The sequence below is a fragment of the Pseudomonas sp. AF03-9 genome, assembly GCF_020515815.1.
Classification (GTDB): domain Bacteria; phylum Pseudomonadota; class Gammaproteobacteria; order Pseudomonadales; family Pseudomonadaceae; genus Aquipseudomonas.
The window spans coordinates 227,962-251,898 of record NZ_JAHPJF010000001.1 but is presented as its reverse complement, the minus strand read 5'-3'; the positions used below and the strand labels follow the sequence as shown (position 1 = coordinate 251,898).

General features: G+C 61.7%; 30 protein-coding genes. 12 read left to right on the top strand and 18 right to left on the bottom strand.

Going from position 1 to position 23,937, the window contains the following annotated elements; genetic code table 11:
* The first annotated feature begins 59 nt into the window (after positions 1 to 59).
* From ftsY to rpoH, 4 genes are all read left to right on the top strand, one after another.
* Positions 60 to 1,472, top strand: a complete 1,413-nt coding sequence (gene ftsY, locus LIY36_RS01165) for a signal recognition particle-docking protein FtsY (protein WP_226454564.1) — start codon at positions 60 to 62, stop codon at positions 1,470 to 1,472.
* The gene (gene ftsE, locus LIY36_RS01160; protein ID WP_226454563.1) at positions 1,469 to 2,140 is read left to right on the top strand and encodes a cell division ATP-binding protein FtsE; all 672 of its coding nucleotides are present in this window, start codon (positions 1,469 to 1,471) and stop codon (positions 2,138 to 2,140) included. The genes ftsY and ftsE overlap by 4 nt, the downstream gene beginning before the upstream one ends.
* Positions 2,137 to 3,162: a permease-like cell division protein FtsX gene (gene ftsX / locus LIY36_RS01155; RefSeq protein ID WP_192301245.1), complete on the top strand. Its 1,026-nt coding sequence runs from the start codon at positions 2,137 to 2,139 to the stop codon at positions 3,160 to 3,162. Before ftsE ends, ftsX begins: the two co-directional genes overlap by 4 nt.
* A 126-nt stretch (positions 3,163 to 3,288) precedes the next feature.
* A complete protein-coding gene (gene rpoH, locus LIY36_RS01150; protein WP_016972967.1) occupies positions 3,289 to 4,143 on the top strand; it encodes an RNA polymerase sigma factor RpoH in 855 nt (284 codons plus the stop codon).
* A 135-nt stretch (positions 4,144 to 4,278) separates the two neighbouring features.
* On the opposite strand, the gene mtgA is transcribed toward rpoH, so the two are convergent.
* Complete coding sequence (gene mtgA / locus LIY36_RS01145) at positions 4,279 to 5,001, bottom strand: monofunctional biosynthetic peptidoglycan transglycosylase (protein WP_226454562.1); 723 nt, start codon at positions 4,999 to 5,001, stop codon at positions 4,279 to 4,281.
* 70 nt (positions 5,002 to 5,071) lie between these two features.
* Between mtgA and LIY36_RS01140 the strand changes: the two genes are divergently transcribed.
* The 4 genes from LIY36_RS01140 to trmB all read left to right on the top strand — a co-directional run bounded on the left by LIY36_RS01140 (position 5,072) and on the right by trmB (position 7,304).
* Positions 5,072 to 5,446: a DUF423 domain-containing protein gene (locus LIY36_RS01140; RefSeq protein WP_192301247.1), complete on the top strand. Its 375-nt coding sequence runs from the start codon at positions 5,072 to 5,074 to the stop codon at positions 5,444 to 5,446.
* 79 nt (positions 5,447 to 5,525) lie between these two features.
* Positions 5,526 to 5,726 carry a sulfur carrier protein ThiS gene (thiS, locus tag LIY36_RS01135; RefSeq protein WP_015886354.1) on the top strand — a complete coding sequence of 67 codons (201 nt, stop codon included), beginning with the start codon at positions 5,526 to 5,528 and terminating at the stop codon, positions 5,724 to 5,726.
* A gap of 48 nt (positions 5,727 to 5,774) precedes the next feature.
* Positions 5,775 to 6,569 carry a thiazole synthase gene (locus LIY36_RS01130; protein ID WP_058426547.1) on the top strand — a complete coding sequence of 265 codons (795 nt, stop codon included), beginning with the start codon at positions 5,775 to 5,777 and terminating at the stop codon, positions 6,567 to 6,569.
* A 9-nt stretch (positions 6,570 to 6,578) separates the two neighbouring features.
* On the top strand, positions 6,579 to 7,304 hold the full coding sequence (trmB, locus tag LIY36_RS01125) for a tRNA (guanosine(46)-N7)-methyltransferase TrmB (RefSeq protein WP_226454561.1): 726 nt from the start codon (positions 6,579 to 6,581) through the stop codon (positions 7,302 to 7,304).
* A 143-nt stretch (positions 7,305 to 7,447) separates the two neighbouring features.
* On the opposite strand, the gene LIY36_RS01120 is transcribed toward trmB, so the two are convergent.
* The 9 genes from LIY36_RS01120 to LIY36_RS01080 all read right to left on the bottom strand — a co-directional run bounded on the left by LIY36_RS01120 (position 7,448) and on the right by LIY36_RS01080 (position 14,180).
* Positions 7,448 to 7,771 carry a DUF3392 domain-containing protein gene (locus tag LIY36_RS01120; protein ID WP_010207241.1) on the bottom strand — a complete coding sequence of 108 codons (324 nt, stop codon included), beginning with the start codon at positions 7,769 to 7,771 and terminating at the stop codon, positions 7,448 to 7,450.
* 18 nt (positions 7,772 to 7,789) lie between these two features.
* A complete protein-coding gene (gene hemW, locus LIY36_RS01115) occupies positions 7,790 to 8,992 on the bottom strand; it encodes a radical SAM family heme chaperone HemW (protein WP_226454560.1) in 1,203 nt (400 codons plus the stop codon).
* A complete protein-coding gene (gene rdgB, locus LIY36_RS01110) occupies positions 8,989 to 9,582 on the bottom strand; it encodes an RdgB/HAM1 family non-canonical purine NTP pyrophosphatase (RefSeq protein WP_226454559.1) in 594 nt (197 codons plus the stop codon). The genes hemW and rdgB overlap by 4 nt, the downstream gene beginning before the upstream one ends.
* Entirely contained in the window at positions 9,579 to 10,016 is a 438-nt protein-coding gene (locus LIY36_RS01105) for a DUF4426 domain-containing protein (RefSeq protein ID WP_226454558.1), read from the bottom strand. The genes rdgB and LIY36_RS01105 overlap by 4 nt, the downstream gene beginning before the upstream one ends.
* A 21-nt stretch (positions 10,017 to 10,037) precedes the next feature.
* Positions 10,038 to 10,658, bottom strand: coding sequence for a methionine biosynthesis protein MetW (metW, locus tag LIY36_RS01100; RefSeq protein ID WP_105521094.1), 621 nt, complete (start codon positions 10,656 to 10,658; stop codon positions 10,038 to 10,040).
* 7 nt (positions 10,659 to 10,665) lie between these two features.
* Entirely contained in the window at positions 10,666 to 11,805 is a 1,140-nt protein-coding gene (gene metX, locus LIY36_RS01095; RefSeq protein ID WP_192301250.1) for a homoserine O-succinyltransferase MetX, read from the bottom strand.
* A gap of 225 nt (positions 11,806 to 12,030) precedes the next feature.
* Complete coding sequence (locus LIY36_RS01090; protein ID WP_226454557.1) at positions 12,031 to 12,618, bottom strand: YggT family protein; 588 nt, start codon at positions 12,616 to 12,618, stop codon at positions 12,031 to 12,033.
* 23 nt (positions 12,619 to 12,641) lie between these two features.
* Positions 12,642 to 13,460 (bottom strand): pyrroline-5-carboxylate reductase, encoded by an 819-nt coding sequence (gene proC, locus LIY36_RS01085; protein WP_226454556.1) that lies wholly within the window; start codon positions 13,458 to 13,460, stop codon positions 12,642 to 12,644.
* 33 nt (positions 13,461 to 13,493) lie between these two features.
* Complete coding sequence (locus tag LIY36_RS01080; protein ID WP_192301253.1) at positions 13,494 to 14,180, bottom strand: YggS family pyridoxal phosphate-dependent enzyme; 687 nt, start codon at positions 14,178 to 14,180, stop codon at positions 13,494 to 13,496.
* A gap of 57 nt (positions 14,181 to 14,237) precedes the next feature.
* Between LIY36_RS01080 and LIY36_RS01075 the strand changes: the two genes are divergently transcribed.
* Positions 14,238 to 15,272 (top strand): type IV pilus twitching motility protein PilT, encoded by a 1,035-nt coding sequence (locus LIY36_RS01075; RefSeq protein WP_226454555.1) that lies wholly within the window; start codon positions 14,238 to 14,240, stop codon positions 15,270 to 15,272.
* Positions 15,273 to 15,410: 138 nt separating this feature from the next.
* Here the strand turns inward: LIY36_RS01075 and LIY36_RS01070 are convergent, their stop codons facing one another.
* A complete protein-coding gene (locus tag LIY36_RS01070; RefSeq protein ID WP_226454822.1) occupies positions 15,411 to 16,049 on the bottom strand; it encodes a C40 family peptidase in 639 nt (212 codons plus the stop codon).
* A gap of 250 nt (positions 16,050 to 16,299) precedes the next feature.
* Between LIY36_RS01070 and LIY36_RS01065 the strand changes: the two genes are divergently transcribed.
* On the top strand, positions 16,300 to 16,728 hold the full coding sequence (locus LIY36_RS01065; RefSeq protein ID WP_226454554.1) for an NINE protein: 429 nt from the start codon (positions 16,300 to 16,302) through the stop codon (positions 16,726 to 16,728).
* Positions 16,729 to 16,867: 139 nt separating this feature from the next.
* Here LIY36_RS01065 and LIY36_RS01060 read toward each other — a convergent pair whose 3' ends face one another.
* From LIY36_RS01060 to gshB, 7 genes are all read right to left on the bottom strand, one after another.
* Positions 16,868 to 18,139, bottom strand: a complete 1,272-nt coding sequence (locus tag LIY36_RS01060) for a dihydroorotase (protein ID WP_226454553.1) — start codon at positions 18,137 to 18,139, stop codon at positions 16,868 to 16,870.
* Entirely contained in the window at positions 18,136 to 19,140 is a 1,005-nt protein-coding gene (locus LIY36_RS01055) for an aspartate carbamoyltransferase catalytic subunit (protein WP_192301257.1), read from the bottom strand. The genes LIY36_RS01060 and LIY36_RS01055 overlap by 4 nt, the downstream gene beginning before the upstream one ends.
* 24 nt (positions 19,141 to 19,164) lie before the next feature.
* Positions 19,165 to 19,671 carry a bifunctional pyr operon transcriptional regulator/uracil phosphoribosyltransferase PyrR gene (gene pyrR / locus LIY36_RS01050; RefSeq protein WP_226454552.1) on the bottom strand — a complete coding sequence of 169 codons (507 nt, stop codon included), beginning with the start codon at positions 19,669 to 19,671 and terminating at the stop codon, positions 19,165 to 19,167.
* Between the two features lie 73 nt (positions 19,672 to 19,744).
* Positions 19,745 to 20,182, bottom strand: coding sequence for a Holliday junction resolvase RuvX (gene ruvX, locus LIY36_RS01045; protein ID WP_003195067.1), 438 nt, complete (start codon positions 20,180 to 20,182; stop codon positions 19,745 to 19,747).
* On the bottom strand, positions 20,182 to 20,751 hold the full coding sequence (locus LIY36_RS01040) for a YqgE/AlgH family protein (RefSeq protein ID WP_192301259.1): 570 nt from the start codon (positions 20,749 to 20,751) through the stop codon (positions 20,182 to 20,184). The genes ruvX and LIY36_RS01040 overlap by 1 nt, the downstream gene beginning before the upstream one ends.
* A gap of 186 nt (positions 20,752 to 20,937) precedes the next feature.
* Positions 20,938 to 21,843 (bottom strand): energy transducer TonB, encoded by a 906-nt coding sequence (locus LIY36_RS01035; RefSeq protein ID WP_226454551.1) that lies wholly within the window; start codon positions 21,841 to 21,843, stop codon positions 20,938 to 20,940.
* A 77-nt stretch (positions 21,844 to 21,920) separates the two neighbouring features.
* Positions 21,921 to 22,874, bottom strand: a complete 954-nt coding sequence (gene gshB, locus LIY36_RS01030) for a glutathione synthase (RefSeq protein ID WP_226454550.1) — start codon at positions 22,872 to 22,874, stop codon at positions 21,921 to 21,923.
* Positions 22,875 to 23,113: 239 nt separating this feature from the next.
* Here gshB and pilG point away from each other — a divergent pair, with 239 nt between their 5' ends.
* Complete coding sequence (gene pilG, locus LIY36_RS01025) at positions 23,114 to 23,521, top strand: twitching motility response regulator PilG (protein ID WP_026137140.1); 408 nt, start codon at positions 23,114 to 23,116, stop codon at positions 23,519 to 23,521.
* Positions 23,522 to 23,567: 46 nt separating this feature from the next.
* Positions 23,568 to 23,933: a twitching motility response regulator PilH gene (gene pilH / locus LIY36_RS01020; protein ID WP_034101258.1), complete on the top strand. Its 366-nt coding sequence runs from the start codon at positions 23,568 to 23,570 to the stop codon at positions 23,931 to 23,933.
* The last annotated feature ends 4 nt before the right edge of the window (positions 23,934 to 23,937 follow it).

Sequence of the window (23,937 nt, the reverse complement as noted above, 5' to 3'; positions counted from 1 at the left end):
CATCGAATTTATTTACCGAGGCGCCCTGGCGCATCGCTACCTTGAGATAGCCGTCCTCCATGTTTGGTTCCAACGACGACAAGAAGAGCCCAGCTGCGGCTGGCGAGAAAAAAGGCCTGTTCGGATGGCTGCGCAAAAAGCCGCAGGAAACCGTCGTCGAACAGCCACAGGTCCAGCCTGAGCCGATTCCAGCGCCCATCGTGGACGCCGAGCCGATGGTCGAAACCCCTGCGCCGGTGGTACTGCCGCTGGTTGAGCCGGTGTTGCAGCCGGTCGTGGAGGCCGCGCCAGAACCCGAGCCAGAACCCGAGCATAAGCCTTGGCCGGAACTGCCAGTCGCCGAAGAGCCGGTGGCGTTGGTTGAAGACGTTCAGGCCGAACACGTAGCACCACCGATTCCTGCTGTGGTTGAACCCGTGGAAGACGTGGTGGTGCAGGCGCCGCCAGTTGTCGAAGTCGCAGCGCCTGTTGCTGTGGTCGCGGCCGCTGTGCCTGCGGTTGTCGAGCCAGAGCCGGTCGTCGCAGCCGTTGCCGAAACCAGCAAGACCGGCTTTTTCGCCCGCCTCAAGCAAGGCCTGAGCAAGACCAGCGCCAGCATCGGCGAAGGCATGGCCAGTCTGTTCCTCGGCAAGAAAGTCATCGACGACGAGCTGCTGGAAGACATCGAGACCCGTCTGCTCACCGCCGACGTGGGTGTCGAAGCCACCGCCGTGATCATCCAGAGCCTGACCCAGAAGGTCGCGCGCAAGCAACTGACCGACGCCGACGCCCTCTACAAATCGCTGCAGGCCGAGCTGGCCGCGATGCTCAAGCCGGTGGAAGCACCGTTGGTGATCACGCCGAACAAGCCGTTCGTGATCCTGGTGGTTGGCGTCAATGGCGCCGGCAAGACCACCACCATCGGCAAGCTGGCCAAGAAGCTGCAGTCCGAAGGCAAGAAAGTCATGCTGGCGGCGGGCGACACCTTCCGTGCCGCGGCCGTGGAACAGCTGCAAGTGTGGGGCGAGCGCAACAAGATCCCGGTGATCGCCCAGCACACGGGTGCCGATTCCGCTTCGGTGATCTTTGATGCCGTGCAGGCCGCCAAGGCCCGCAACATCGATGTGTTGATCGCCGATACCGCCGGCCGCCTGCACACCAAAGACAATTTGATGGAAGAGCTGAAGAAGGTCCGCCGCGTGATCGGCAAGCTCGACGCAGACGCACCGCACGAAGTACTGCTGGTGCTGGATGCTGGCACCGGCCAGAACGCCATCAGCCAGGCCAAACAATTCAACCAGACGGTGCAACTGACCGGCCTGGCATTGACTAAGCTCGACGGCACGGCCAAGGGCGGCGTGATCTTTGCCCTGGCCAAACAGTTCGGGTTGCCGATTCGTTATATCGGTGTCGGTGAAGGCATCGACGACCTGCGCACCTTTGAAGCCGAACCCTTTGTACAGGCACTTTTCGCCGAGCGGGAGCGTTCATGATTCGATTCGAACAGGTCGGTAAACGCTATGCCAACGGGCATGTGGGCTTGCATGAGCTGAGCTTTCGAGTGCGTCGCGGCGAATTCTTGTTTGTCACCGGTCATTCCGGTGCCGGTAAAAGTACCTTGCTGCGCCTGTTGCTGGCCATGGAGCGTCCGACCACGGGCAAACTGCTGCTGGCCGGCCAGGACCTGGCCACCATCAGCAATGCACAGATTCCGTACCTGCGCCGTCAGATCGGCGTGGTGTTCCAGAACCACCAGTTGCTGTTCGATCGCACGGTGTTCAACAACGTTGCGCTGCCCTTGCAGATCCTCGGGCTGTCCAAGGCCGAGATCGTCAAGCGCGTGGACTCGGCCCTGGAGCGCGTGGGGCTGTCGGACAAGACCGACCTCTACCCCGGCGACCTGTCCACCGGCCAGCAACAGCGCGTCGGCATCGCCCGCGCCATCGTCCACCGCCCGGCCTTGCTGCTGGCGGACGAACCCACCGGTAACCTCGACCCGCGCCTGGCGGCCGAGATCATGGGCGTGTTCGAAGACATCAACCGCCTGGGCACCAGCGTGCTGATTGCCAGTCACGACCTGGCGCTGATCGCCCGCATGCGCCATCGCATGCTGACCCTGCAACGCGGCCGCCTGATCGGTGACGGGGAGGCTGGCGTATGAGTGCTACCCGCAGCCCCAAGGTTTCCGAACGCGTGGCGCCGAAAGCCGCCGACCCGCAACCGCAGAAAAAGAAAAAACACGACGATGACGACGGCCCGGACTTCGGCACGCTGCTGCGCGCCTGGATCGAAAGCCATCGCGCCAGCCTGCTCGACAGCCTGCGTCGCCTGGGCAAGCAGCCGATTGGCAGCTTTTTCACCTGCCTGGTGATGGCCGTGGCCTTGAGCCTGCCGATGGGCTTGTCGCTGCTGCTTAATAATGTGGAGCGCCTGGGCGGTTCCTGGCAGCGTGCGGCGCAGATTTCGCTGTACCTGAATATCGACGCCAGCAGTAAAGAGGGCGAAGCGCTGCGCGACCAGATCAAGAACATCCCGGGCGTGGCAGAGGCCGAGTACATCAGCCGCGATCAGGCGCTTGAGGAGTTCCAGCAGCAATCCGGCCTGGGCGAGGCGCTCAAGGAACTGCCGCAGAACCCGCTGCCGGGTGTGGTGCTGGTGACGCCAAACGAAGTCGACAAGCCAACCCTGGAGGCCCTGCGACAAAAACTCGCAGAGATGCCCAAGGTGCAACAGGCGCAACTTGATCTAGTCTGGGTGGAGCGCCTGGCGGCAATCCTCAAGCTGGGCGATCGTTTTGTGTTCGGTCTGACGGTGCTGTTGGTGTCTGCATTACTTTTGGTGATAGGTAATACCATTCGTCTTCATATTGAAAACCGTCGCACCGAGATAGAAGTGATTAAACTGGTCGGCGGCACGGACAGCTATGTGCGTCGTCCTTTTCTGTACATGGGCGCGCTTTATGGCTTCGGTGCCGGGATTTTCTCCTGGGGGCTGTTGGCGTTTGGCCTGGACTGGCTGAACGACGCGGTTGTCGGGCTGGCCGGTTTGTACGGCAGCGATTTTGCCTTGGCCGGGGTGCCGGTAGCCGATGGTCTGAGCCTCTTGCTTGGCGCGGTATTGTTGGGGTATATCGGTGCGTGGATTGCGGTCGCTCGTCATTTACGTGAGCTGGCACCGAAGTAGTTAATGTCAGATTAATGTGGTTTCGTTTGTATTGACCGTATCAGTGGTTTAGGGAACTTGTCCTACGGTTCCCGGTCAATTTTCGCAGTGCTGAACTGCACGAGTTATGTAAGTCGGAGGTTTCGTATGACCACTTCTTTGCAACCTGCTTATGCTCTGGTCCCAGGTGCGAACCTGGAGGCGTATGTGCACACGGTCAACAGCATTCCATTGCTGACGCCCGAGCAGGAGCGTGAACTGGCCGAGAGTCTCTACTATGAGCAGGATTTGGGGGCGGCTCGGCAGATGGTGCTCGCCCACCTGCGTTTTGTCGTACATATCGCCCGTAGCTATAGCGGCTACGGCCTGGCGCAGGCTGACCTGATCCAGGAAGGCAACGTCGGCCTGATGAAGGCTGTAAAGCGCTTCAACCCGGAAATGGGCGTGCGCCTGGTGTCGTTTGCCGTGCACTGGATCAAGGCGGAAATCCACGAGTTCATCCTGCGCAACTGGCGCATCGTGAAAGTCGCGACCACCAAGGCCCAGCGCAAACTGTTCTTCAACCTGCGCAGCCAGAAAAAACGCCTGGCGTGGCTGAACAACGAGGAAGTCCACCGCGTGGCTGAAAGCCTCGGCGTGGAGCCTCGTGAAGTACGCGAGATGGAAAGCCGCCTGACCGGCCATGACATGGCCTTCGACCCGGCTGCCGAAGCAGACGACGACAGCGCCTTCCAATCGCCGGCCAACTACCTGGAAGACCACCGGTACGACCCGGCGCGTCAACTGGAGGATGCGGACTGGAGCGACAACTCCAACCACAACCTGCACGAAGCCCTGGAAGTGCTGGACGACCGCAGCCGTGACATTCTCTACCAGCGCTGGCTGGCAGAAGACAAAGCCACGCTGCACGACCTGGCGCAGAAGTACAACGTATCGGCCGAGCGGATTCGTCAGCTTGAAAAAAGCGCGATGAACAAGCTGAAACTGTCCATCGCCGCCTAAAGCGCGGGTTTCGAAACCAACACGATCGAATGTGGGAGCGGGCTTGCCCGCGAAAGCGGAGTGTCAGTCGCCAGAGATGCTGGCTGATACACCGCATTCGCGGGCAAGCCCGCTCCCACATTTTTTTGTGTTGGGTCAGTCGGACCAGGGGGCTTTTCGGGAGCTGTTCAGCTCGAGCAGGTAGCCATCGCCGCCCAACTGGCCCATCTGCTGGCGAATCCACGCCGCGCGCCGCGCCACGTACGCCGTCGGATGGCTGGCACTCCACACTCGCGGGTTCGGCAACACCGCCGCCAGATAGCTGGCCTGCTGTCGCGACAGGGCCTTGGCACTCACCCCAAAGTGATGCCGCGCCGCCGCTTCTGCGCCAAACACACCCTCATCCCATTCCACGCTATTGAGGTACACCTCAAGAATCCGCTGCTTGGGCCACAACACCTCGATCAGCCCGGTAAACCAGGCCTCCAGGCCTTTGCGCAGATAACTGCGGCCGGCCCACAAGAACAGGTTTTTCGACACCTGCTGGCTCAAGGTACTGGCGCCGCGAATCGAGCCGCCGCGCTCGTTGTGCAGGAGCGCCGCCTGGATCGCGCCGAAATCGAAACCCCAGTGCTGCGGGAAACGCTGGTCTTCGCCGGCCATCACCGCCACTTTGAGTTCGTCGGAGATCTCCTCCCACTGCACCCAGCTGCGTTGCAGGTCAATGGGTTCGCCATCGATCCAGGATTCGATCTTGCGCTCGACCATCAACGCGGTGAACGGAGGCGGAACGATACGGAACAGCAGCACGAGCAAAACGCTGCCGATCGCAAACCATTTCACGACTTTGAGAAAACGACTGAAGAGGACACGCAGCATAGAGATGGCTTGGCCGAACCCGTTGAGCGGGCCATTATACAGACCCTGCCCCTTGTGACTGGAGTTCCTCATGCTGCGTGGCTTTCTGATGTTGGCTGCCTTTTTTGGCTTTACGGGTGTCGCCCTTGGCGCGTTCGCCGCTCACGGCCTGAAAAACCGCCTGAGCGCCGAGTACCTGGCGATCTTCCACACCGGCGTGACCTACCAGTTGGTGCACACCCTGGCCCTGTTCGGCGTGGCACTGCTGGCGGCGCACCTGCCTGGTCGCCTGGTGACCTGGGCAGGCGTTTCGTTTGTGGTCGGTATCCTCTTGTTCTCCGGCAGTCTGTACGTGCTGACGATGACCGGCATCAGCAAGCTCGGCATCATCACCCCGTTTGGCGGCCTGGCATTCCTGCTCGGCTGGTTCCTGCTGGGGCTGGCTGCATGGCGCTTGCAGCTGTGACCGCTTGACGCTTGGTGCTGACCTTCCGGTCTCAATCACGCTAGAATGCGGGCCCCTAAAAACGATGGCGGCCCGTGGCATGCGCATTCAGTTGAACGGCGAATCCTTTGAACTGCCCGACGGTGAAACCGTTGCGGCCCTGCTGACCCGTCTGGACTTGACCGGACGTCGTGTCGCAGTGGAACTCAACCTGGATATTGTCCCGCGTAGCCTGCACGCCGAGACCGCGCTCACCGAAGGTGACCAGGTCGAAGTGGTCCACGCCATCGGTGGCGGCTAGTCGCCGGCCCGAATTCTGCAGAACCTCACCCCATTACGAGGATTTCCCATGAGCATCGTTCGTAGCGACAAGCCCTTCGTCCTGGCCGGTCGTACCTACCAGTCCCGTCTGCTGGTCGGCACCGGCAAGTACCGCGACATGGAAGAAACCCGCCTGGCCATCGAAGCCTCGGGCGCCGAGATCGTGACTTTCGCCGTACGCCGTACCAACCTCGGCCAGATCGAAGGCGAACCGAACCTGCTCGAAGTCCTGTCGCCGGATCGCTACACCTTCCTGCCGAACACCGCCGGTTGCTACGACGCCATCGAAGCCGTGCGCACCTGCCGCCTGGCGCGTGAGCTGCTCGACGGCCACAACCTGGTGAAGCTGGAAGTGCTGGCCGACCAGAAAACCCTGTTCCCCAACGTGATCGAAACCCTCAAGGCCGCCGAAACCCTGGTCAAGGAAGGTTTCGACGTGATGGTCTACACCAGCGATGACCCGATCATCGCGCGCCAACTGGCAGAAATCGGCTGCATCGCCGTGATGCCGTTGGCCGGTCTGATCGGTTCCGGCCTGGGTATCTGCAATCCGTACAACCTGCAGATCATCCTTGAAGAAGCCAAGATCCCGGTGCTGGTGGATGCGGGCGTGGGCACCGCCTCCGACGCAACCATCGCCATGGAACTGGGCTGCGACGCGGTGCTGATGAACTCGGCCATCGCCCATGCCCAGCAGCCGATCCTGATGGCCGAAGCCATGAACCACGCGATCGTCGCGGGCCGCCTGGCCTACCTCGCCGGCCGCATGCCGAAAAAACTCTACGCCAGCGCCTCTTCGCCGCTGGATGGTCTGATCAAGTAAGAGCTATTGATGACTGAATCAAACGAAACGCCGAACACCCTGGAAGAAGGCGACGAGTCCAAGCACCGCCGCATCAAGAGCTTTGTGATGCGCGCCGGTCGCATGACCGAAGGCCAGCAAAAGGGCCTGGAACAGGGGACGCCGCTGTTCGTGTTGCCCCTGGCCGACGCGCCGGTGGACTACGACCAAGTGTTCGGCCGTTCGGCCCCGCGCTCCCTGGAAATCGGCTTCGGCATGGGGCACTCCCTGCTGGAAATGGCTGCGGCCTCGCCGGAGCAGGATTTCATCGGCGTTGAAGTGCACCGTCCGGGTGTCGGCGCGCTGCTCAATGGCGTGCTGACCCAGGGCCTGACCAACCTGCGCGTGTACGACTGCGACGCGATCGAGGTGCTCAACCGTTGTATCGCCGATAACAGCCTCGACCGCCTGATGCTGTTCTTCCCGGACCCATGGCACAAAGCCCGTCACCACAAGCGTCGCATCGTCCAGGCCTCCTTCGCGGAACTGGTGCGCAGCAAGCTGAAAGTGGGCGGCGTCCTGCACATGGCTACCGACTGGGAACCGTATGCGGAATACATGCTGGAAGTGATGGATGTCGCGCCTGGCTATCGCAACCTGGCCGAAGACGGCAAATGCGTGCCGCGCCCGGCCGAGCGGCCGATCACCAAGTTCGAACGTCGCGGTGAGCGACTCGGGCATGGCGTGTGGGATTTGAAGTTCGAGAAAATCGACTGACAGACTTCCAGCCTGGAATGCGGTCAAAAATGTGGGAGCGGGCTTGCTCGCGAATGCGGTGGATCAGTCGACATCTTCAGTGACTGAAAGTCCGCATTCGCGAGCAAGCCCGCTCCCACATTTGTTTCTCGGTGTGCTCGGGACTAGCGGCGGTCGGCGACTACGCCGATCAACACCAATACGACCACCAATACCGGCGCCAGGCTGTAGTTATTGAACTGGCTCAACCCCCGCACAATCCACGGCGTGGCGTAGATCAACGCCGCACCGCTGCCAATCATGCACAGCAACGCCATCAACGGTACGCGCAACGCACCGGCCACGCTGCCCAGGCGGGCTTCGACCCAGCCTTTGATGTCGGCGCCAAACAGCACCAGCAAACAACCGACGAGGGCCAGGGAGATTTCCGATAGGTTGCTACGGCTCCAGCGGGATACGGTGGCGAGCAGGTCGAGTACCAAATCCATTCGATTTCCTTAAGAGCTTCAGCTCAAAAACGTCTGCAACAGGTCATTGAGAAAGAGTTGCCCGCGGTCGGTCGCCGCCAGGCGTGACGGTTCGACCTGCATCAGGCCACTTTGTTCGGCCTCGCGGCGGCCTTCGTTGAGGCTGGCCAGGTCCAGCCCGGTACGCTCGGCGTAGAGCCTGGCCTCGACACCTTCGGTGAGGCGCAGGGCGTTCATCAGGAACTCGAACGGCAACTCTTCGTTGGTCAGCTCTTTCGCTCCGGCCTGGAAGTTTTTGGCCGGGTTGAGGTAGTCCTTCGGTGCACGGGTCTTCCAGGTGCGCACAATGCGCCCGTCCGGATGGCTGAGCTTGCCGTGGGCACCGGCACCGATGCCGATAAAGTCGCCAAAGCTCCAGTAGTTCAGGTTATGCCGCGCCGGGCGACCCGGTTGGGCATAGGCCGACACTTCATATTGCGCGTAACCATGCTCGGCAAGCAGGGCCTGGCCGGCTTCCTGGATGTCCCATAGCGTGTCGTCTTCCGGCAACGCCGGCGGCTGGTTCCAGAACACCGTGTTGGGCTCCAGGGTCAGCTGATACCACGACAAATGCGTGGGCTTGAGCGCGATGGCCTGGCGCAGGTCGCTCAGAGCATCATCCAGGGACTGGTTGGGCAAACCGTGCATCAGGTCGAGGTTGAAGTTGTCGAACCCGGCCTGGCGCGCCATGCCCGCAGCCCGAACGGCTTCATCGCCATTGTGGATACGCCCCAGGGCCTCAAGCTTTTCCTGCTGGAAGCTCTGGATGCCAATCGACAGGCGATTGATCCCTAGCTTGCGGTACGCCACGAACTTCTCTTGCTCGAAGGTACCGGGGTTGGCTTCCAGGGTGATCTCGATGTCGCCGGCAAACGGGATGCGCGCTTCCACGCCCTTGAGCAGGTGGCCCAATGCCGCGGCGCTGAACAGGCTTGGCGTGCCGCCGCCGAAGAAGATCGAACTCAGCTCGCGCCCATACACGGCATGCAGGTCCTGATCGAGATCGGCGAGCAAGGCGTCCACATACTCTTCTTCCGGCAGCACTTTGCTGGCGGTGTGGGAGTTGAAGTCGCAATACGGGCATTTGCGCACACACCACGGGATGTGGATGTACAGCGCCAGGGGCGGCAGCAGGGGCAGGGCCGCCCGAGGGGTTTGCGCGCCGCCGTGGATCAGCGGCTGCGCAGAGGTGTTCTGGGTCATTTCAGGCTCAAGCGTTGGCGCAGCAAATCCATTGCGCGGGCGCGGTGGCTGATCTGGTTCTTGTCGGCCGGGCTCAGCTCGGCGCTGGAGACATTACGCTCAGGCACCCAGAACAGTGGGTCATACCCAAAGCCATGTTCGCCGCTGGCCGCATGCAGGATGCGCCCGTGCCACAGGCCTTCGCAGAGGATCGGCAATGGATCGTCCGCATGGCGCACCAGGGCCAGCACGCAGACGAACTGTGCGCCGCGCTGCGCGTCCGGTACGTCCTTGAGGGCGTCCAGCAGCTTGGCGTTGTTGGCCGCGTCGCCTTTGCCATCGGCATACCGCGCCGAATAGATGCCGGGGGCGCCGCCGAGGAAGTCCACCGCCAGGCCCGAGTCGTCGGCCAGTGCCGGCAGGCCGGAGATGCGTGCGGCGTTGCGCGCCTTGAGGATGGCGTTCTCGACGAACGACAGGCCGGTTTCTTCCGGCTCTACCTGGCTGAACTCGCCAATCGAGCGCAATTGCACCGATTCGCCGAGCATGGCCTGCAGTTCCTTGAGTTTGCCGGCGTTATGGCTGGCCAGTACGAGTTGAGTCAGGTTCATTTGTCGGCCGGGAACAGTTCTTGGTTGAATTGGAAGCTATGGGCTTTGCCGCCGGTTTCAACGTTGATGGTAAACGTCTTGTATTCACGCTGCGTCACGGAGTAAGGCGCCAGGTAGTTGATCCCGCCTTTCTCGTTGATCTGCTTGAAGGTCAGGATCTCGCTCTTGCCGCCCAGGTCCTTGATGGTGCCGGTCACTTGCGCCGCCACTGGGGTCACGCCCTTGATCACGGTCACGTTGATCAAGCCTTTCTCCTTGCTGCGCACCACGCCGATGTTCTGGGCGGTTTCCGGTTGCAGGAAGCTGGAGGTGAAAGTGTTGTAGTGGACGGTGATGTCACCGAAGTCTTTCTTGCGGTTAGCGTCGATAGCGTCCGCTGCGATGGCGCTGGTGCCCAGGCATGCGGTCAGTAGAAAAATAGCCAAGCGACTCATGATCATCCCTCTTGAAAATGATTAGACGGCAATCTTGTGATCCGTCAGGCCAGGACTGCTGACCCGGTAAATGCCGATTTCGCCCAACAGGTTGGGCCATAGCTTGCTTGCCCAGCCGTGGCGGTGCTGTTGATCGACCGCAAGGCGGTTGATCACCTTGGCTTCACGCTCACCGCACAAGGCTTCGAAGTCTTCGAAGGTGCAGAAGTGGATGTTTGGCGTGTTGTACCACGTGTATGGGAGGAAATCCGAGACCGGCATACGGCCCTTGGTGGCCAGGTACCAACGGCAACGCCAATGCCCGAAATTCGGGAAGGTGATGATGCACTGGCGGCCCACGCGCAGCATTTCGTCGAGGATGCGGTCCGGGTAGTGCACCGCTTGCAGGGCTTGGGTCATCACCACGATGTCGAAGCTGTTGCTGGCAAAGTTGCCCAGGCCCTTGTCCAGGTCCTGCTCGATCACGTTGATGCCCTTGGCCACGCACTGGGCGATGTTGTCCGGGTCATTTTCCAGGCCGTAGCCGGTGACTTGCTTGTTGTCCCGCAGCCAGCTCAGCAGTTCGCCATCACCGCAGCCCAGGTCGAGCACGCGGCTGCCGGCGGGGATCCATTCTTGGATGATGTCCAGGTCGGCTCTCATGGCTTTCTCACAATACGATTCGGTTCATGTAGTTGCTGAACGCTTGCAGGTAGCGCGGGATCGGGATCAGGAAGGCATCGTGGCCTTGCGGAGCGTCGATCTCCAGGTAGCACACGTCTTTGCGCGCGGCCATCAGCGCGTCCACCAGTTCGCGCGAGCGCGCCGGCGAGAAGCGCCAGTCGGTGGTGAACGACATCACGCAGAACTTGGCCTTGGCGCCTTCGAAGGTTTTCGCCAGGTCGTCGTCAAAGTTGGCGGCCGGGTCGAAGTAGTCCAGGGCCTTGGTCATCAGCAGGTAGGTATTGGCGTCGAAACGCCCGGAGAACTCCTCGCCCTGATAACGCAGGTAGCTTTCTACCTGGAACTCGACACTGTGGAAGTCATAGTTGAGCTTTTCGCTCTTGAGGCCACGGCCGAATTTCTCGCCCATGGAGTCGTCGGACAGGTAGGTGATGTGCCCCACCATCCGCGCCAGCATCAGGCCGCGTTTGGGGATCACGCCCGCTTCCTGGAACGAACCACCGTGGAACTCGGGGTCGGTGAGGATGGCCTGGCGCGCCACTTCGTTGAAGGCGATGTTCTGCGCCGACAGCTTGGGGGCCGAGGCGATTGCCAGGCAATGGCGCACGCGATCCGGGTAGGTGATGGTCCATTGCAGCGCCTGCATGCCGCCGAGGCTGCCGCCGATCACCGCCGCCCACTGGTTGATGCCCAGCAGGTCGGCCAGGCGCGCCTGGCTGTGCACCCAGTCTTCCACGGTGAGCACCGGGAAGTCGGCGCCGAACGGCTTGCCGGTTTCCGGGTTGAGGCTGCTGGGGCCGGTGGAACCGTTGCAGCCGCCGAGGTTGTTCAGGCTGACCACAAAGAATTTGTTGGTGTCGATGGGTTTGCCGGGGCCGATGCAACTGTCCCACCAGCCGGGCTTGCGCTCGTCGACCGAGTGGAAACCGGCCGCGTGATGATGCCCGGACAAGGCGTGGCAGATCAGCACGGCATTGCTCGCCGTAGCGTTCAGTTGGCCGTAGGTTTCATAGATCAGGTCGTAGGCGGGCAGCGAACGGCCGCAGGCCAGGGCCAGCGGTTCGCTGAAGTGCGCCACTTGGGGCACGACCAGTCCAACAGAATCGGGGGGAAAGGCAGCTGGCATCGACCCTGCTCTCGTTTAAATGAGGCGTAAGTCTAAAGAGCGGGGGGGCTAGCGGCAAGCAAACCCCTGAACCCGTTCACAGAAACAAAATGTGGGAGCTGTTTGTGTGGGAGCGGGCTTGCTCGCGAAAGCGGTGGGTCAGCCACTCATCTGGTGACTGACACTCCGTATTCGCGAGCAAGCCCGCTCCCACACAAGCTCGCTCCCGCATTTAGGTGTTGCGTGTCAGATCAACCCGAACAGCATCTTGGGCATCGCGGCAAATTCAGCCAGGTACGGGATCACCCAACCCTGGATCAGCTGGATTGCGATAAACGCGAAGATCGGCGAGATGTCCAGGCCACCCAGGTTCGGGATCAACCGACGGAACGGTGCCAGCACCGGCTCGGTGATCTGGTACACCAGCTCGGCGCCAGGGCTGCGGCTGCCCGGTGCGACCCAGGACAGAATCACGCTGATGATCATCGACCAGAACAGAATCTTCAAAAACAGCGAGAAGATGCCGATCAGTGCCCACGGCAACAGCAGCACGGTGTAGGGCAGGAAGCCCTTGAGCAGCAACACCACCGCGAACAGCAGGATCTGCAACAGCAGCGCCAGTACCAGCGACGACATGTCCAGCCCGAACATGCTCGGGACTACCCGACGCAGGGGCTTGAGCAGCGGCTGGGTCGCCTTGACCACGAATTGGCACAGCGGGTTGTAGAAGTTCGCCCGCACCAGTTGCAGGATAAAACGCATCAGCACGATCAGCAGGTACAGGCTGCCCAGTGTCTGGATGATGAAAATAAGCGCGTCATTGAGTCCGAGCATGTTTGATTCCTTGAAGGGGACGACTATTTGCCCAGCTGCTCGGCCATTTCTGCCGAACGATGTGCTGCGGCACCCAGTGCTGTTTCCACCAGGGCTTCAAAGCCCCCGGCCTGGAACGATTCGATGGCGGCTTGGGTCGTGCCGCCCGGCGAGGTCACGCGACGGCGCAGTTCGGCGGCGTCGACGTCGCTGGTCACGGCCATCCTGGCTGCGCCCAGTGCGGTCTGCTCGGCCAGTTGCTTGGACACTTCCTGTGGCAGGCCCAGTTTGACGCCGGCAGCGGTCATGGCTTCGATCAACAGGAAGAAGTACGCCGGGCCGCTGCCGGACACGGCGGTGACCGCATCCAGTTGCTGTTCTTGCTCCAGCCACAGGGCGATGCCCACGGCGGACAGTAGCTCCTGGGCCTGATCGCGCTGTACGGCGCTGACGGCGTCGGTGGCATACAAACCGCTCACGCCCTGGCGCAGCAGCGAAGGGGTGTTGGGCATGCAGCGCACGATCGGCTGGGCACCGAGCCAGGCGGTCATGCTCGCGCAGGTAATCCCGGCGGCGATGGACACTACCAACTGCTGCGGTTGCAGGCTCGGGCGCAGGCTTTCGCACACGGCCTTCATGGCCTGTGGCTTGACCGCCAGCACGATCACATCGGCGCCCTGGATGGCCTCGGCATTGTCGGCAAAGGTTTCGATACCGTGCTCGGTGCTGACGCGGGCACGGGTTTCGGCACCGGGGTCACTGGCGCGGATCTGCGCGGCGTCCAGGCCCTTGGCCCGCAGGCCGCCGATCAGGCTGGCCGCCATGTTACCGGCGCCGATAAAGGCAATACGCGTGTCTCTCATGACAGGTCCTTATTCAGTGAAAAGTCAGCCGCTTCACGGCTGGCCGTAGTCGCGGGCGCCAAACAGTGCAGTACCGATCCGCACCCAAGTGGCGCCTTGGGCGATGGCCGACTCAAGGTCATGGCTCATCCCCATGGAAAGTGTGTCCAGCGGCAGATTCAAGCTGGCTTGCAGCTCGCGCACCGTGGCGAAGGCTGCATCTTGCGCGGCGCGATCTTCAGTCGGCTCGGGGATCGCCATCAATCCACGCAACTTCAAGCGCGGCAGAGCGCTGATCGCCTCGGCCAGGGCCGGCAGGTCGGCGGGCGTACAGCCGGACTTGCTGGCTTCACCACTGACGTTGACCTGGATGCAGATATTCAGCGGTGCCAGGTCGGCAGGGCGTTGTTCGGACAGGCGTTGTGCGATTTTCAGGCGTTCCACGGAATGCACCCAAGCGAAGTTCTCGGCGATAGCGCGCGTCTTGTTCGATTGAATGGGGCCGATGAAGTGCCAACTCAAGGGCAGGTCAGTTAATTCGGCCTGTTTGCCCAGGGCTTCTTGCAGGTAGTTTTCGCCAAAATCGCGCATGCCGGCGGCATAGGCTTCCCGCACGGCTTGGGCGGGTTTGGTCTTGCTCACGGCCAGCAGGTGGATGCTGCTGGCGTCACGTTGCACGGCGTCGGCTGCGGCGCGGATCCGCTGGCTAACCAGATCGATGTTGTCTGCTATCGTCGACATTCAAGATGCGCCCGTGGATATGGAGTCCGCGGCATTCTACTGGAAATGGAAAGCCCTATGGATATCACTGAACTGCTCACGGCCTGCGTGCGCCGTGGCGCCTCCGACCTGCATTTGTCGGCTGGCCTGGCGCCGATGTTGCGTGTGGACGGCGAGGTCTGGCCGCTGGATTGCCCGGCACTCTCACCGCCCCAGGTGGCGGATCTGCTCAGCCCTTTGCTCAATCAATACCAGCAAAAGGATTTCGAAACATCTCTTGATACAGATTTCGCTTTCGAACTGCCCGGCGTGGCGCGGTTCCGGGCGAACGTGTTCCGCCAGGACCGTGGCATGGGCGCGGTGTTTCGCAGCATTCCCAGTCAGGTCCAGAGCCTGCAGAGCCTTGGCCTGGGTGAGGTGTTCCAGCGCATAGCCCAACTGCCGCACGGGCTGGTGCTGGTCACCGGGCCGACCGGCTCGGGCAAGTCCACCACCCTGGCGGCGATGATCGACTACCTCAATCAGCATCGGCGCCAGCACATCCTCACCCTGGAAGACCCCATCGAATTTATCCACAGGCCGAAAACCGCGCTGATCAACCAGCGCCAGGTGCATCGCGATACCCTTAGTTTCTCTACGGCCTTGCGCTCGGCGCTACGCGAAGACCCGGATGTGATCCTGGTCGGCGAGTTGCGCGACCTGGAAACCATCCGCCTGGCGCTGACCGCCGCCGAGACCGGGCATCTGGTGTTCGGCACCCTGCACACGGCATCGGCGCCCAAGACCGTGGACCGGCTGGTGGACGTGTTCCCGGCCGGCGAAAAAGCCATGGTCCGCGCGATGCTGTCGGAGTCGTTGCAGGCAGTGGTGTCGCAGGTGCTGGTGAAGAAGGTTGGCGGCGGGCGGGTGGCGGCGCACGAGATCATGCTGGGTACACCGGCGATCCGCAATTTGATCCGCGAGGACAGGGTGGCGCAGATCGTCTCGGCGATCCAGACCGGCGGGGCACTGGGAATGAAGACGCTCGATATGAGCTTGAAGGCGTTGGTGGGCGAGGGGCTCGTCAGCCGCGAGGATGCGCGGGAGAAGGCGAGGGTGCCTGGTGATATATAGCGCTTGAGAACAATGAAAACCAAGTGTGGGAGCGGGCTTGCTCGCGAATGCGGAGTGTCAGTCAGCTCATCTGGTACTGATACACCGCATTCGCGGGCAAGCCCGCTCCCACATTTTGTACTGCATTGCAGCTTGAAATCAGCGTTGCACAACCCGCAGGTTGTTCTGCTCTTTGGGCAAAACCCGCTTGGCGATCACGTAGTTCTTGTCCCAGAACGGCTTCTTCAGCGTGTCGATGCTCACCGACTTGCCACGACGCGGCGCGTGGATGAAGCGGTCGTTGCCCAGGTAGATGGCAACGTGGTTGACCTGACGGCTCTTGAGCTTGAAGAACAACAGGTCGCCCGGCTTCAGGTCCTTGCGATCAACCTTTTGCCCGTGGCCGGCGGCCATGGCGTTGGACGTGCGCGGCAAATCCACTGCGGCGACGTCGTTGAACGCATATTTCACCAAACCGCTGCAATCGAAGCCTTTACTTGGGCTGCTGCCGCCCCAACGGTAGGGAGTACCGAGCACATTGACGGCGCGGCTGAGTACATTGCTGCTTTGCTTGGTGTTGTTCAGCGCCAGTGAGTTATGAAGGGCCTTGCCGTGAACCTTGCTCACTTGAGTAGGTCGGTTGACGGTCGGCTTTTCTCTTTTGGCGGTGGCTGGTGTGCTGTGAACTTTAGGGGTGAAACCGTTGACGTTCGGAAGTCGTTGCTCACGATTGGTGGCGTGGGCGGCCAGTGGCATTAATAGGCAAATGGTTAGCCATGTCTTGAAAAATGGTCGCATTAGGCGTGGCTCTTTTTGGTTTGCGCGCAACTTTATAACAGCTTTTTTTGCCGTTATCAGGCCGTTTGTCGACTGAACCTTGGGGTCAAAATCAGGAAAAACGCGACGAAACGCCGCAATTGTCCTACACAAGTCAGGTGGCATAAGGCTTTCAGGGGAGGGAAGATACCATTTGCCGTACGTCGGGCGCCTGTAAAAAAGTCACAAAGAAAGTGAAAAAATTTATCTATCGAGTGAAAAGAGGTACGCCATGAACACCTATCGACAGGCAATTTCGCAGCCCGACACCCATAGCAAGGTGATCGGCTACCTGCTCTGGATTTTCGGTTTCACCGGATCGCACCGTTTTTATTACGGCAAACCCGTGACAGGTACGATCTGGTTCTGCACCTTAGGTTTGCTGGGGATTGGCTGGCTGATCGACCTGTTCCTTATCCCCGCCATGGACCGTGAAGCCGACCTGCGTTTTACCGCCGGGCCCATCGAATACAACGTGGCCTGGGTGCTGTTGACGTTCCTGGGTGTGTTCGGCGTGCACCGCATGTACCAGGGCAAATGGATCAGCGGCTTGATCTACCTGCTGACCGGCGGCTTGTTCCTGGTGGGGGTGCTGTATGACTTCTGGACGTTGAATACGCAGATTTCGATTCGCAATGCCGAGCGCAATGGCGGCCGCTGAGTTTCTTTCTAGGAGCATACACGGAACTGAATGTGGGAGCGGGCTTGCTCGCGAATGCGGTGGATCAGTCAACATCTTCAGCGACTGACACTCCGCATTCGCGAGCAAGCCCGCTCCCACATTTTTTACCCTGCCCGCTTTAGGCCTGGTAGCTGATCCGACCGTCGACCAGGGTGTAGCGCACCGTCGCCGGCAGGCTGTGGCCAATGAACGGGCAGTTTTCACCCTTCGACAGCCAATGCTCCCCGGCAACGGTGGAACTGGCCGGGTCAAACAGCACCAGATCCGCCGCCGAACCCACCGCGAGCTTACCCGCTGGCAAGCGCAGGGCGTCGGCAGGACCCGCGCTCAAGCGTGCCAGCAGCGTCGGCAAATCGAGCAAGCCTTCCTCAACCAACGTCATCGCCAGAGGCAACAACAGCTCAACGCTGCTGATCCCCGGCTCAGTCGCGCCAAACGGTGCCAACTTGGCATCGCGTTCGTGGGGCTGGTGGTGGCTGGAAATCGCCGAGACCACCCCGGACTTCACCGCCGCCCGCAGACCATCACGGTCGGCACGGGTGCGCAGGGGCGGCTGCACGTGGTACAGGCTGGAGAAGTCGATCAGCGCTTCGTCGGTCAAGATCAACTGATACAACGCCACATCCGCCGTCACCGGCAAGCCACGGGCCTGGGCCTGGGCGATCAGGGCCACGCCCCGCGCGCTGGTCAACTGGCTGAAGTGCGCGCGCACGCCGCTTTGCTCGACCAGCAGCAGGTCGCGGGCCAGGGCCACGGTCTCGGCGGTCTCGGGGATGCCGGGCAAACCGAGGAAGCTGGCCACGGCACCTTCATGGGCCAGGCCACCTTCGGCGAGGTCGCGGTCCTGGGAATGGAAGATCACCGTCAGGTCGAAGGTGGCCGCATATTCCAGGGCGCGGCACAGGGTGCGAGTGCTGCGAAAGCTTTCCAGGCCGTTGCCGAAGGCCACGCAACCGGCGTCGCGCAGGGCGATCAGTTCGGCGAGTTGTTCGCCTTCCAGGCCTTTGCTCAGGGCGCCGATGGGGAACACTTTGCAGTTGCCGGCTTCACGGGCGCGGTCGAGGATCAACTCGGTCACCGCCGAGGTGTCCAGGATCGGCTTGGTGTGCGGCGGGCAGCACAGGCTGGTCACGCCACCGGCAGCGGCGGCGCGGGTTTCGCTGAGGATGCTGCCTTTGCGGCTGTAGCCCGGCTCGCGCAGGGCGACGTTGAGGTCGACCAGCCCGGGCGCGGCCACCAGGCCTTTGGCGTCGATGGTTTCAACGGCGCTGAAACCGGCCGGGGCGGCGCCGATGGCGATGATCTTGCCGGCTTCAAGATGCAGATCGGTGACTTGATCCAGGCCACTGGCCGGATCGATGACGCGGGCGCCGAGGATGCTGAGCTTCACTGGGCGTTCTCCTGCTCGAATTGACGTTGCGCGGTTTGCCCGCTCATGGCCATGGACAATACGGCCATGCGCACGGCGATGCCGTAGGTGACCTGGTTGAGAATCACCGACTGGGTGCCGTCGGCCACCGCCGACTCAATCTCCACCCCACGGTTGATCGGGCCGGGGTGCATCACGATGGCGTCCGGCTTGGCACCGGCCAGGCGCGCAGTGGTCAGGCCGAACAGGCGGTAGAACTCACCTTCGCTCGGCAGCAGGCCACCGGCCATGCGCTCGCGCTGCAGGCGCAGCATGATGACCACGTCCACATCCTTGAGGCCTTCGGCCATGTCGGTGTAGACCTTCACACCGTATTGCTCGATGCCGATGGGCAGCAGGGTTTTTGGCGCGATCACGCGGATGTCCGGGCAGCCCAGGGTTTTCAGGGCCAGCATGTTCGAGCGCGCAACCCGCGAGTGCAGGATGTCGCCGACGATGGCCACCGACAGGTTTTCAAAGCTGCCCTTGTGGCGACGGATGGTGAGCATGTCGAGCATGCCCTGGGTCGGGTGGGCGTGACGGCCGTCGCCGCCGTTGATGATCGCGACCTGCGGGCACACGTGCTCGGCGATGAAGTGCGCGGCGCCGGAGTCGCCGTGGCGCACCACGAACATGTCGGCGGCCATGGCTTCCAGGTTGCGCAGGGTGTCGAGCAGGGTCTCGCCCTTGCTCGCCGACGAGGTCGACACGTTCAGCGTGATCACGTCGGCCGACAGCCGTTGGGCCGCCAGTTCAAAGGTGGTGCGGGTGCGGGTGGAGTTCTCGAAGAACACATTGCAGATGGTCTTGCCGCGCAGCAGCGGGACCTTCTTCACCGCGCGGCCGCCGACTTCAAGGAACGAGTCGGCAGTGTCGAGGATTTCGGTGAGCAGTTCGCGGGGCAAACCGTCGAGGGACAAGAAATGTTGCAACTGACCCTGAGCATTGAGCTGCAGCGGGCGCTTGGCATCTAGAGGCGTCATCGCGGGGACTCTTTACAAGGCGGTTTAAAGGGCAAGGTCTTGCAGTTCGAGTTCGAGCGGCGTGGGACCGGACAATTTTACCCGCTGGTGGGGTTCCAGCGACAGCGTCGCGCCGACCACATCCGGGCTGATCGGCAATTCGCCGGCGTCCAGGTCCAGCAGACAGACCAGGGTCACGCTGGCCGGGCGGCCGTAGTCGAACAGTTCGTTCATGGCGGCGCGGATGGTGCGCCCGCTCATCAGCACGTCGTCGATCAGTACCAGGTGCTGGCCTTCGATCTCGAACGGCAGGGCCGATGGGCGCACTTGCGGATGCAGGCCGTTCTGGCTGAAGTCGTCCCGGTAGAACGACACGTCCAGGGTGCCGAGGGGCGCGTCGCTGCCCAATTCTTCCAGCAATGCCTGGGCGACCCACACACCGCCAGTGCGAATGCCGATGAAGCGTGGCTCGCTGATGGCGCGGTGTTGCAGATGGGCCGTGAGGTTTTTGGCCATTTGGCTGATCAGTTCGGCGGGGTTCGGCAAGCTCATGCAGGCTCCTTCAGGACCTTGGCGCAGGCAAGGTCCGGGCTCAAACGTAAAAAGACGCGGCAAGCCGCGTCAGTCAGGATTCAAATAAAGCGGTGTTTTCATCCAGCCAGCCCTGCAACAGCAAGGCGGCGGCGATGGCGTCCACCGGGTTGTCGCGGTAGCTGCCTTTCTGGCCGCCACGGTCGCGGCGTTCACCTTTGGCTTCAAAGGTGGTGAGGCGCTCGTCGTGGGTATAGAAAGGCAGGTTGTAGCGGCCATTGAGGCGGCGGGCGAATTTTTCGGCGCGCAGGCACATGTCGCTTGGGGTTCCATCCATGTTCAGCGGCAGGCCGACCACGACGGCGTCGGGCTTCCACTCCTTGATCAGGGCTTCGACCTGGTTCCAGTCCGGTACGCCGTTCTGGGCTTTCAAGGTGCACAGCTCGCGGGCCTGGCCGGTGATCACCTGGCCGACCGCTACGCCGATCTGTTTGGTGCCGTAGTCAAAACCGAGGATCAGACGCAAAGCCATCAGGCGTGCCCCGCCTGGCTGGTCAGCAGGCTGAGGTTGACCCGCAGCTTGGCCGCAGCGGCGTCAAGGCGCAGTTCCACGGGGGTGTTGAACAGGATGTCGGCGTCGAACGGGCAGGTCAGCCAGGCGTTGCTGGCCAGTTCGGCCTCCAGCTGGCCAGCTTCCCAGCCGGCGTAGCCGAGGGTGATCAGGCTGTGCTCGGGCCCCACGCCGTCGGCGATGGCGAACAACACATCCTGGGACGTGGACAGCGACACGCCGTCCAGGTCGACCGTGGCCTGGAACTTCGGACCGGTGGGGTGCAGGACAAAACCGCGATCGGTCTGCACCGGCCCGCCGATGTAGATCGGCACGCCCTGGCAGCGAGCCGGCGGGTCGGCCTCGGGGCGCAGTTGCTCAAGAATGTCCGCCAGGTTCAGCTCTTGCGGGCGGTTCACCACCAACCCCATGGCACCATTGGCGGTGTGCTCGACAATGTAGGTCAAGGTCTGCGCAAAGTTCGGGTCGGCCATGTGAGGCATGGCGATCAGGAATTGGTGCTTGAGGTAGGTCGGGCTGACGTTTTTCATGTCCGCTAGTGTGGCGTTGGAGGGGCGAACTGACAAGCCTGGCGTGTAGTGAGCGGGCTTGCCCGCGCTGGGTGGCGAAGCCGCCCCAAACGCTACGCCGCGGTGTTTCAGAAAGACCGAGGTGAATGGATTGGGGCGGCTTCGCCGCCCAGCGCGGGGCAAGCCCGCTCACTACAAGTGTCTGATTTAGTTGCTGGAGAGGCGGTCGCCCTTGGCAAACTTCCAGGTGCGGATGATTTCCAGGCGGTCGACGTCGTTCAGGTCGCCGGTAAACGGTGCAAAAGGTGCGGCCAGGCGCACGATGCGCTGGGCGGCCTGGTCCAGCAAGGGCTGGCCGGAGGACTCGAGTACCAGCACTTCATATAACGAACCATCGCGGTTGATCGACACCAGTAAGCGCAAATTGCCATAAATCTGCTGGCGACGGGCCTCCTCAGGATAGTTGAGGTTACCGATGCGCTCGACCTTCTTGCGCCACTCATCCTTATACCAGGCGCCCTTGTCACGCATGGTCGAGGCGGCATTCAGCCGGTAGATGCGCGGGCGCTTGGCGTACAGCTGTTGTTCGTTGGCCAGTTCGGCTTCGAGGCTGGAGATTTCGTCGGTCAGCGTCGAACTGTCGAAGGTCGGCGCCGGCTTGACGGGCTGGGGCTGCGGCTCGGTCTTGGCTTTTTCGCGTTGCACCGGCGCTTTCTGCGGTTTTGGCGCGACGGTGGTCACGGTGGGCTTGGGTACCGTCTGCTGGACCTCGGGCTTGGGCGTCGGCGGTGGGCTGACTTTGTTGACCTTGTTGTCCTGGAATGGCGCCACTTGCGTAGTCTTGGGCACCGCTTTCTTGTCCAGGGTGCCGCTGCCTTGCTGGTTGTCCTGGGCGAGAAAGTCGGCCTTCTCGGGCTTCTTTTCGCTCTTGAACGTGGCGAGGGTGATTTCCAGGGTCCTGGTGATCTGCTTGGGTTCGACCATGGTGAAACCCACGCCGAGGAGCAGGGCCAGGTGAATCAACGCAGCCAGGAACAGGGTAAATCCGAGCCGATCAGCCGGGCGCACCCTGCTGTGGGAGAGTTCGGGGGGCAGTTCGGACGGGAGTGTCATGACAGAGGAACCAACATCGCGCGTTTCACAGGTGGCGCATGATAACGCAATGTTGGTTTGTGTCCGGCTGTTCTATGTCACTTGGCTTGTAGCTTGCGATCGATGGCAGCCATCAGCATTTCGCCGATATTGGTGCCGAACGCGTTGTCGATCTCGCGGATACAGGTCGGGCTGGTGACGTTGATTTCGGTCAGGTGCTCACCGATCACGTCCAGGCCTACAAACAATAGGCCTTTTTCCCGCAGGGTTGGTCCGACTTGGGAGGCGATCCAACGATCCTTGTCCGACAGCGGCCGTGCTTCGCCACGTCCACCGGCCGCCAGGTTGCCACGGGTCTCGCCGGCTGCCGGGATCCGCGCCAGGCAGTAATCCACCGGCTCGCCGTCGATCATCAGGATGCGCTTGTCGCCGTCCTTGATCGCCGGCAGGTAAGCCTGGCCCATGATCTGCTGGGTGCCCAGGGCGGTCAGGGTCTCCAGGATCACCGACAGGTTCGGATCGCCGGCGCGGTGACGGAAGATCGACGTACCCCCCATGCCATCCAGCGGCTTGAGGATTACATCACCGTGCTTGGCGGCAAATTCACGCAACACGTCGGCACGGCGGCTGACCACGGTCGGCGGCGTGCATTGTGGGAACAGGGTGGCGAACAGCTTTTCATTGCAGTCGCGCAGGCTTTGCGGTTTGTTGACGATCAACACACCGGCGCGTTCGGCCTGCTCCAGCAGGTAGGTGGAGTAGACGAACTCCATGTCGAACGGCGGGTCCTTGCGCATCAGGATCACGTCCAGGTCGCTCAGGGAACTGTCGGTTTCGTCTCCCAGTTCGAACCACTTCTCGGGGTTGGCAAACACCTGCAGCGGGCGCATGCGCGCGCGGGCCTCGCCGTCGCCCTGGTACAGGTCGCGCTGTTCCATATAGAACAAGGTCCAGCCGCGGGCCTGGGCGGCCAGGAGCATGGCCAGCGAGCTGTCCTTTTTATAGGAAATGCTGGCGATAGGGTCCATGACAATGCCGACGCGAACGCTCATGGGGGATTTCCTCTAGCAAATTAGGGCGCATAAAAGTGGCGTCAGAGTGGCGCTGCGGCTGTTGTGGGTCAAGGAAAAACCACCTGGCCGGTTGCTCGATAGATTGCGCCCGGAGACTGTGCTAAAAAGACTGCCACAGCGCAGCAGCCCTTGAGATCCAAGGCTTGCGGCACTCACCCTGTGAGACGTCAGGCAGTACACACCGAAAACCGATTCGCTGTGGCGATGGTAGAGCAGATATGGAACAGCATTCCAACGCCTTGAGAGTGATGGTGATCGACGATTCAAAGACGATCCGCCGTACCGCCGAGACCCTGTTGAAGAACGCGGGGTGCGAGGTCATCACGGCCATCGACGGTTTCGATGCCCTGGCGCGGATTGTTGATCATCACCCGCACATTATTTTTGTCGACATCATGATGCCGCGCCTGGATGGCTACCAGACCTGCGCCCTGGTGAAGAACAACCCGGCGTTCAAGTCGATCCCGGTGATCATGCTGTCCTCCAAGGACGGCCTGTTCGACAAGGCCAAGGGGCGTATCGTCGGTGTCGATCAGTTTTTGACCAAGCCTTTCAGCAAGGAAGAACTGCTGGGCGCGATCAAGGCCTACGTGCCTGCCTTCGCCGCAGTAGAACAAGCACACTGACACCGCCCCACAAGGGCCGGCGTCTACCAAGTTAGTGGGGAAAACCATGGCACGTGTTCTGATCGTCGACGATTCGCCGACTGAAATGTACAAATTGACCGGCATGCTGGAAAAGCATGGCCACGAAGTCCTCAAGGCCGAAAACGGCGCAGACGGCGTGGCCCTGGCCCGCCAGGAAAAACCCGATGCCGTTCTCATGGACATCGTGATGCCGGGCCTCAATGGCTTCCAGGCCACCCGCCAGCTGTCCAAGGAGCCGGAAACCAACGGCATCCCGATTATCATCATCACCACCAAGGATCAGGAAACCGACAAGATCTGGGGCGCGCGCCAGGGCGCCAAGGATTACCTGACCAAGCCGGTGGATGAAGACACCCTGATCGCCACCCTGAACAAGGTGTTGGCCGGCTGACGGC

Excerpts from the sequence above, each read along its gene's own strand:
- ftsY (WP_226454564.1), top strand. The coding sequence starts at position 60 with ATGTTTGGTTCCAACGACGACAAGAAGAGCCCAGCTGCGGCTGGCGAG.
- ftsE (WP_226454563.1), top strand. The coding sequence starts at position 1,469 with ATGATTCGATTCGAACAGGTCGGTAAACGCTATGCCAACGGGCATGTG.
- ftsX (WP_192301245.1), top strand. The coding sequence starts at position 2,137 with ATGAGTGCTACCCGCAGCCCCAAGGTTTCCGAACGCGTGGCGCCGAAA.
- rpoH (WP_016972967.1), top strand. The coding sequence starts at position 3,289 with ATGACCACTTCTTTGCAACCTGCTTATGCTCTGGTCCCAGGTGCGAAC.
- mtgA (WP_226454562.1), bottom strand. The coding sequence starts at position 5,001 with ATGCTGCGTGTCCTCTTCAGTCGTTTTCTCAAAGTCGTGAAATGGTTT.
- LIY36_RS01140 (WP_192301247.1), top strand. The coding sequence starts at position 5,072 with ATGCTGCGTGGCTTTCTGATGTTGGCTGCCTTTTTTGGCTTTACGGGT.
- thiS (WP_015886354.1), top strand. The coding sequence starts at position 5,526 with ATGCGCATTCAGTTGAACGGCGAATCCTTTGAACTGCCCGACGGTGAA.
- LIY36_RS01130 (WP_058426547.1), top strand. The coding sequence starts at position 5,775 with ATGAGCATCGTTCGTAGCGACAAGCCCTTCGTCCTGGCCGGTCGTACC.
- trmB (WP_226454561.1), top strand. The coding sequence starts at position 6,579 with ATGACTGAATCAAACGAAACGCCGAACACCCTGGAAGAAGGCGACGAG.
- LIY36_RS01120 (WP_010207241.1), bottom strand. The coding sequence starts at position 7,771 with ATGGATTTGGTACTCGACCTGCTCGCCACCGTATCCCGCTGGAGCCGT.
- hemW (WP_226454560.1), bottom strand. The coding sequence starts at position 8,992 with ATGACCCAGAACACCTCTGCGCAGCCGCTGATCCACGGCGGCGCGCAA.
- rdgB (WP_226454559.1), bottom strand. The coding sequence starts at position 9,582 with ATGAACCTGACTCAACTCGTACTGGCCAGCCATAACGCCGGCAAACTC.
- LIY36_RS01105 (WP_226454558.1), bottom strand. The coding sequence starts at position 10,016 with ATGAGTCGCTTGGCTATTTTTCTACTGACCGCATGCCTGGGCACCAGC.
- metW (WP_105521094.1), bottom strand. The coding sequence starts at position 10,658 with ATGAGAGCCGACCTGGACATCATCCAAGAATGGATCCCCGCCGGCAGC.
- metX (WP_192301250.1), bottom strand. The coding sequence starts at position 11,805 with ATGCCAGCTGCCTTTCCCCCCGATTCTGTTGGACTGGTCGTGCCCCAA.
- LIY36_RS01090 (WP_226454557.1), bottom strand. The coding sequence starts at position 12,618 with ATGCTCGGACTCAATGACGCGCTTATTTTCATCATCCAGACACTGGGC.
- proC (WP_226454556.1), bottom strand. The coding sequence starts at position 13,460 with ATGAGAGACACGCGTATTGCCTTTATCGGCGCCGGTAACATGGCGGCC.
- LIY36_RS01080 (WP_192301253.1), bottom strand. The coding sequence starts at position 14,180 with ATGTCGACGATAGCAGACAACATCGATCTGGTTAGCCAGCGGATCCGC.
- LIY36_RS01075 (WP_226454555.1), top strand. The coding sequence starts at position 14,238 with ATGGATATCACTGAACTGCTCACGGCCTGCGTGCGCCGTGGCGCCTCC.
- LIY36_RS01070 (WP_226454822.1), bottom strand. The coding sequence starts at position 16,049 with ATGCGACCATTTTTCAAGACATGGCTAACCATTTGCCTATTAATGCCA.
- LIY36_RS01065 (WP_226454554.1), top strand. The coding sequence starts at position 16,300 with ATGAACACCTATCGACAGGCAATTTCGCAGCCCGACACCCATAGCAAG.
- LIY36_RS01055 (WP_192301257.1), bottom strand. The coding sequence starts at position 19,140 with ATGACGCCTCTAGATGCCAAGCGCCCGCTGCAGCTCAATGCTCAGGGT.
- pyrR (WP_226454552.1), bottom strand. The coding sequence starts at position 19,671 with ATGAGCTTGCCGAACCCCGCCGAACTGATCAGCCAAATGGCCAAAAAC.
- ruvX (WP_003195067.1), bottom strand. The coding sequence starts at position 20,182 with ATGGCTTTGCGTCTGATCCTCGGTTTTGACTACGGCACCAAACAGATC.
- LIY36_RS01040 (WP_192301259.1), bottom strand. The coding sequence starts at position 20,751 with ATGAAAAACGTCAGCCCGACCTACCTCAAGCACCAATTCCTGATCGCC.
- LIY36_RS01035 (WP_226454551.1), bottom strand. The coding sequence starts at position 21,843 with ATGACACTCCCGTCCGAACTGCCCCCCGAACTCTCCCACAGCAGGGTG.
- gshB (WP_226454550.1), bottom strand. The coding sequence starts at position 22,874 with ATGAGCGTTCGCGTCGGCATTGTCATGGACCCTATCGCCAGCATTTCC.
- pilG (WP_026137140.1), top strand. The coding sequence starts at position 23,114 with ATGGAACAGCATTCCAACGCCTTGAGAGTGATGGTGATCGACGATTCA.
- pilH (WP_034101258.1), top strand. The coding sequence starts at position 23,568 with ATGGCACGTGTTCTGATCGTCGACGATTCGCCGACTGAAATGTACAAA.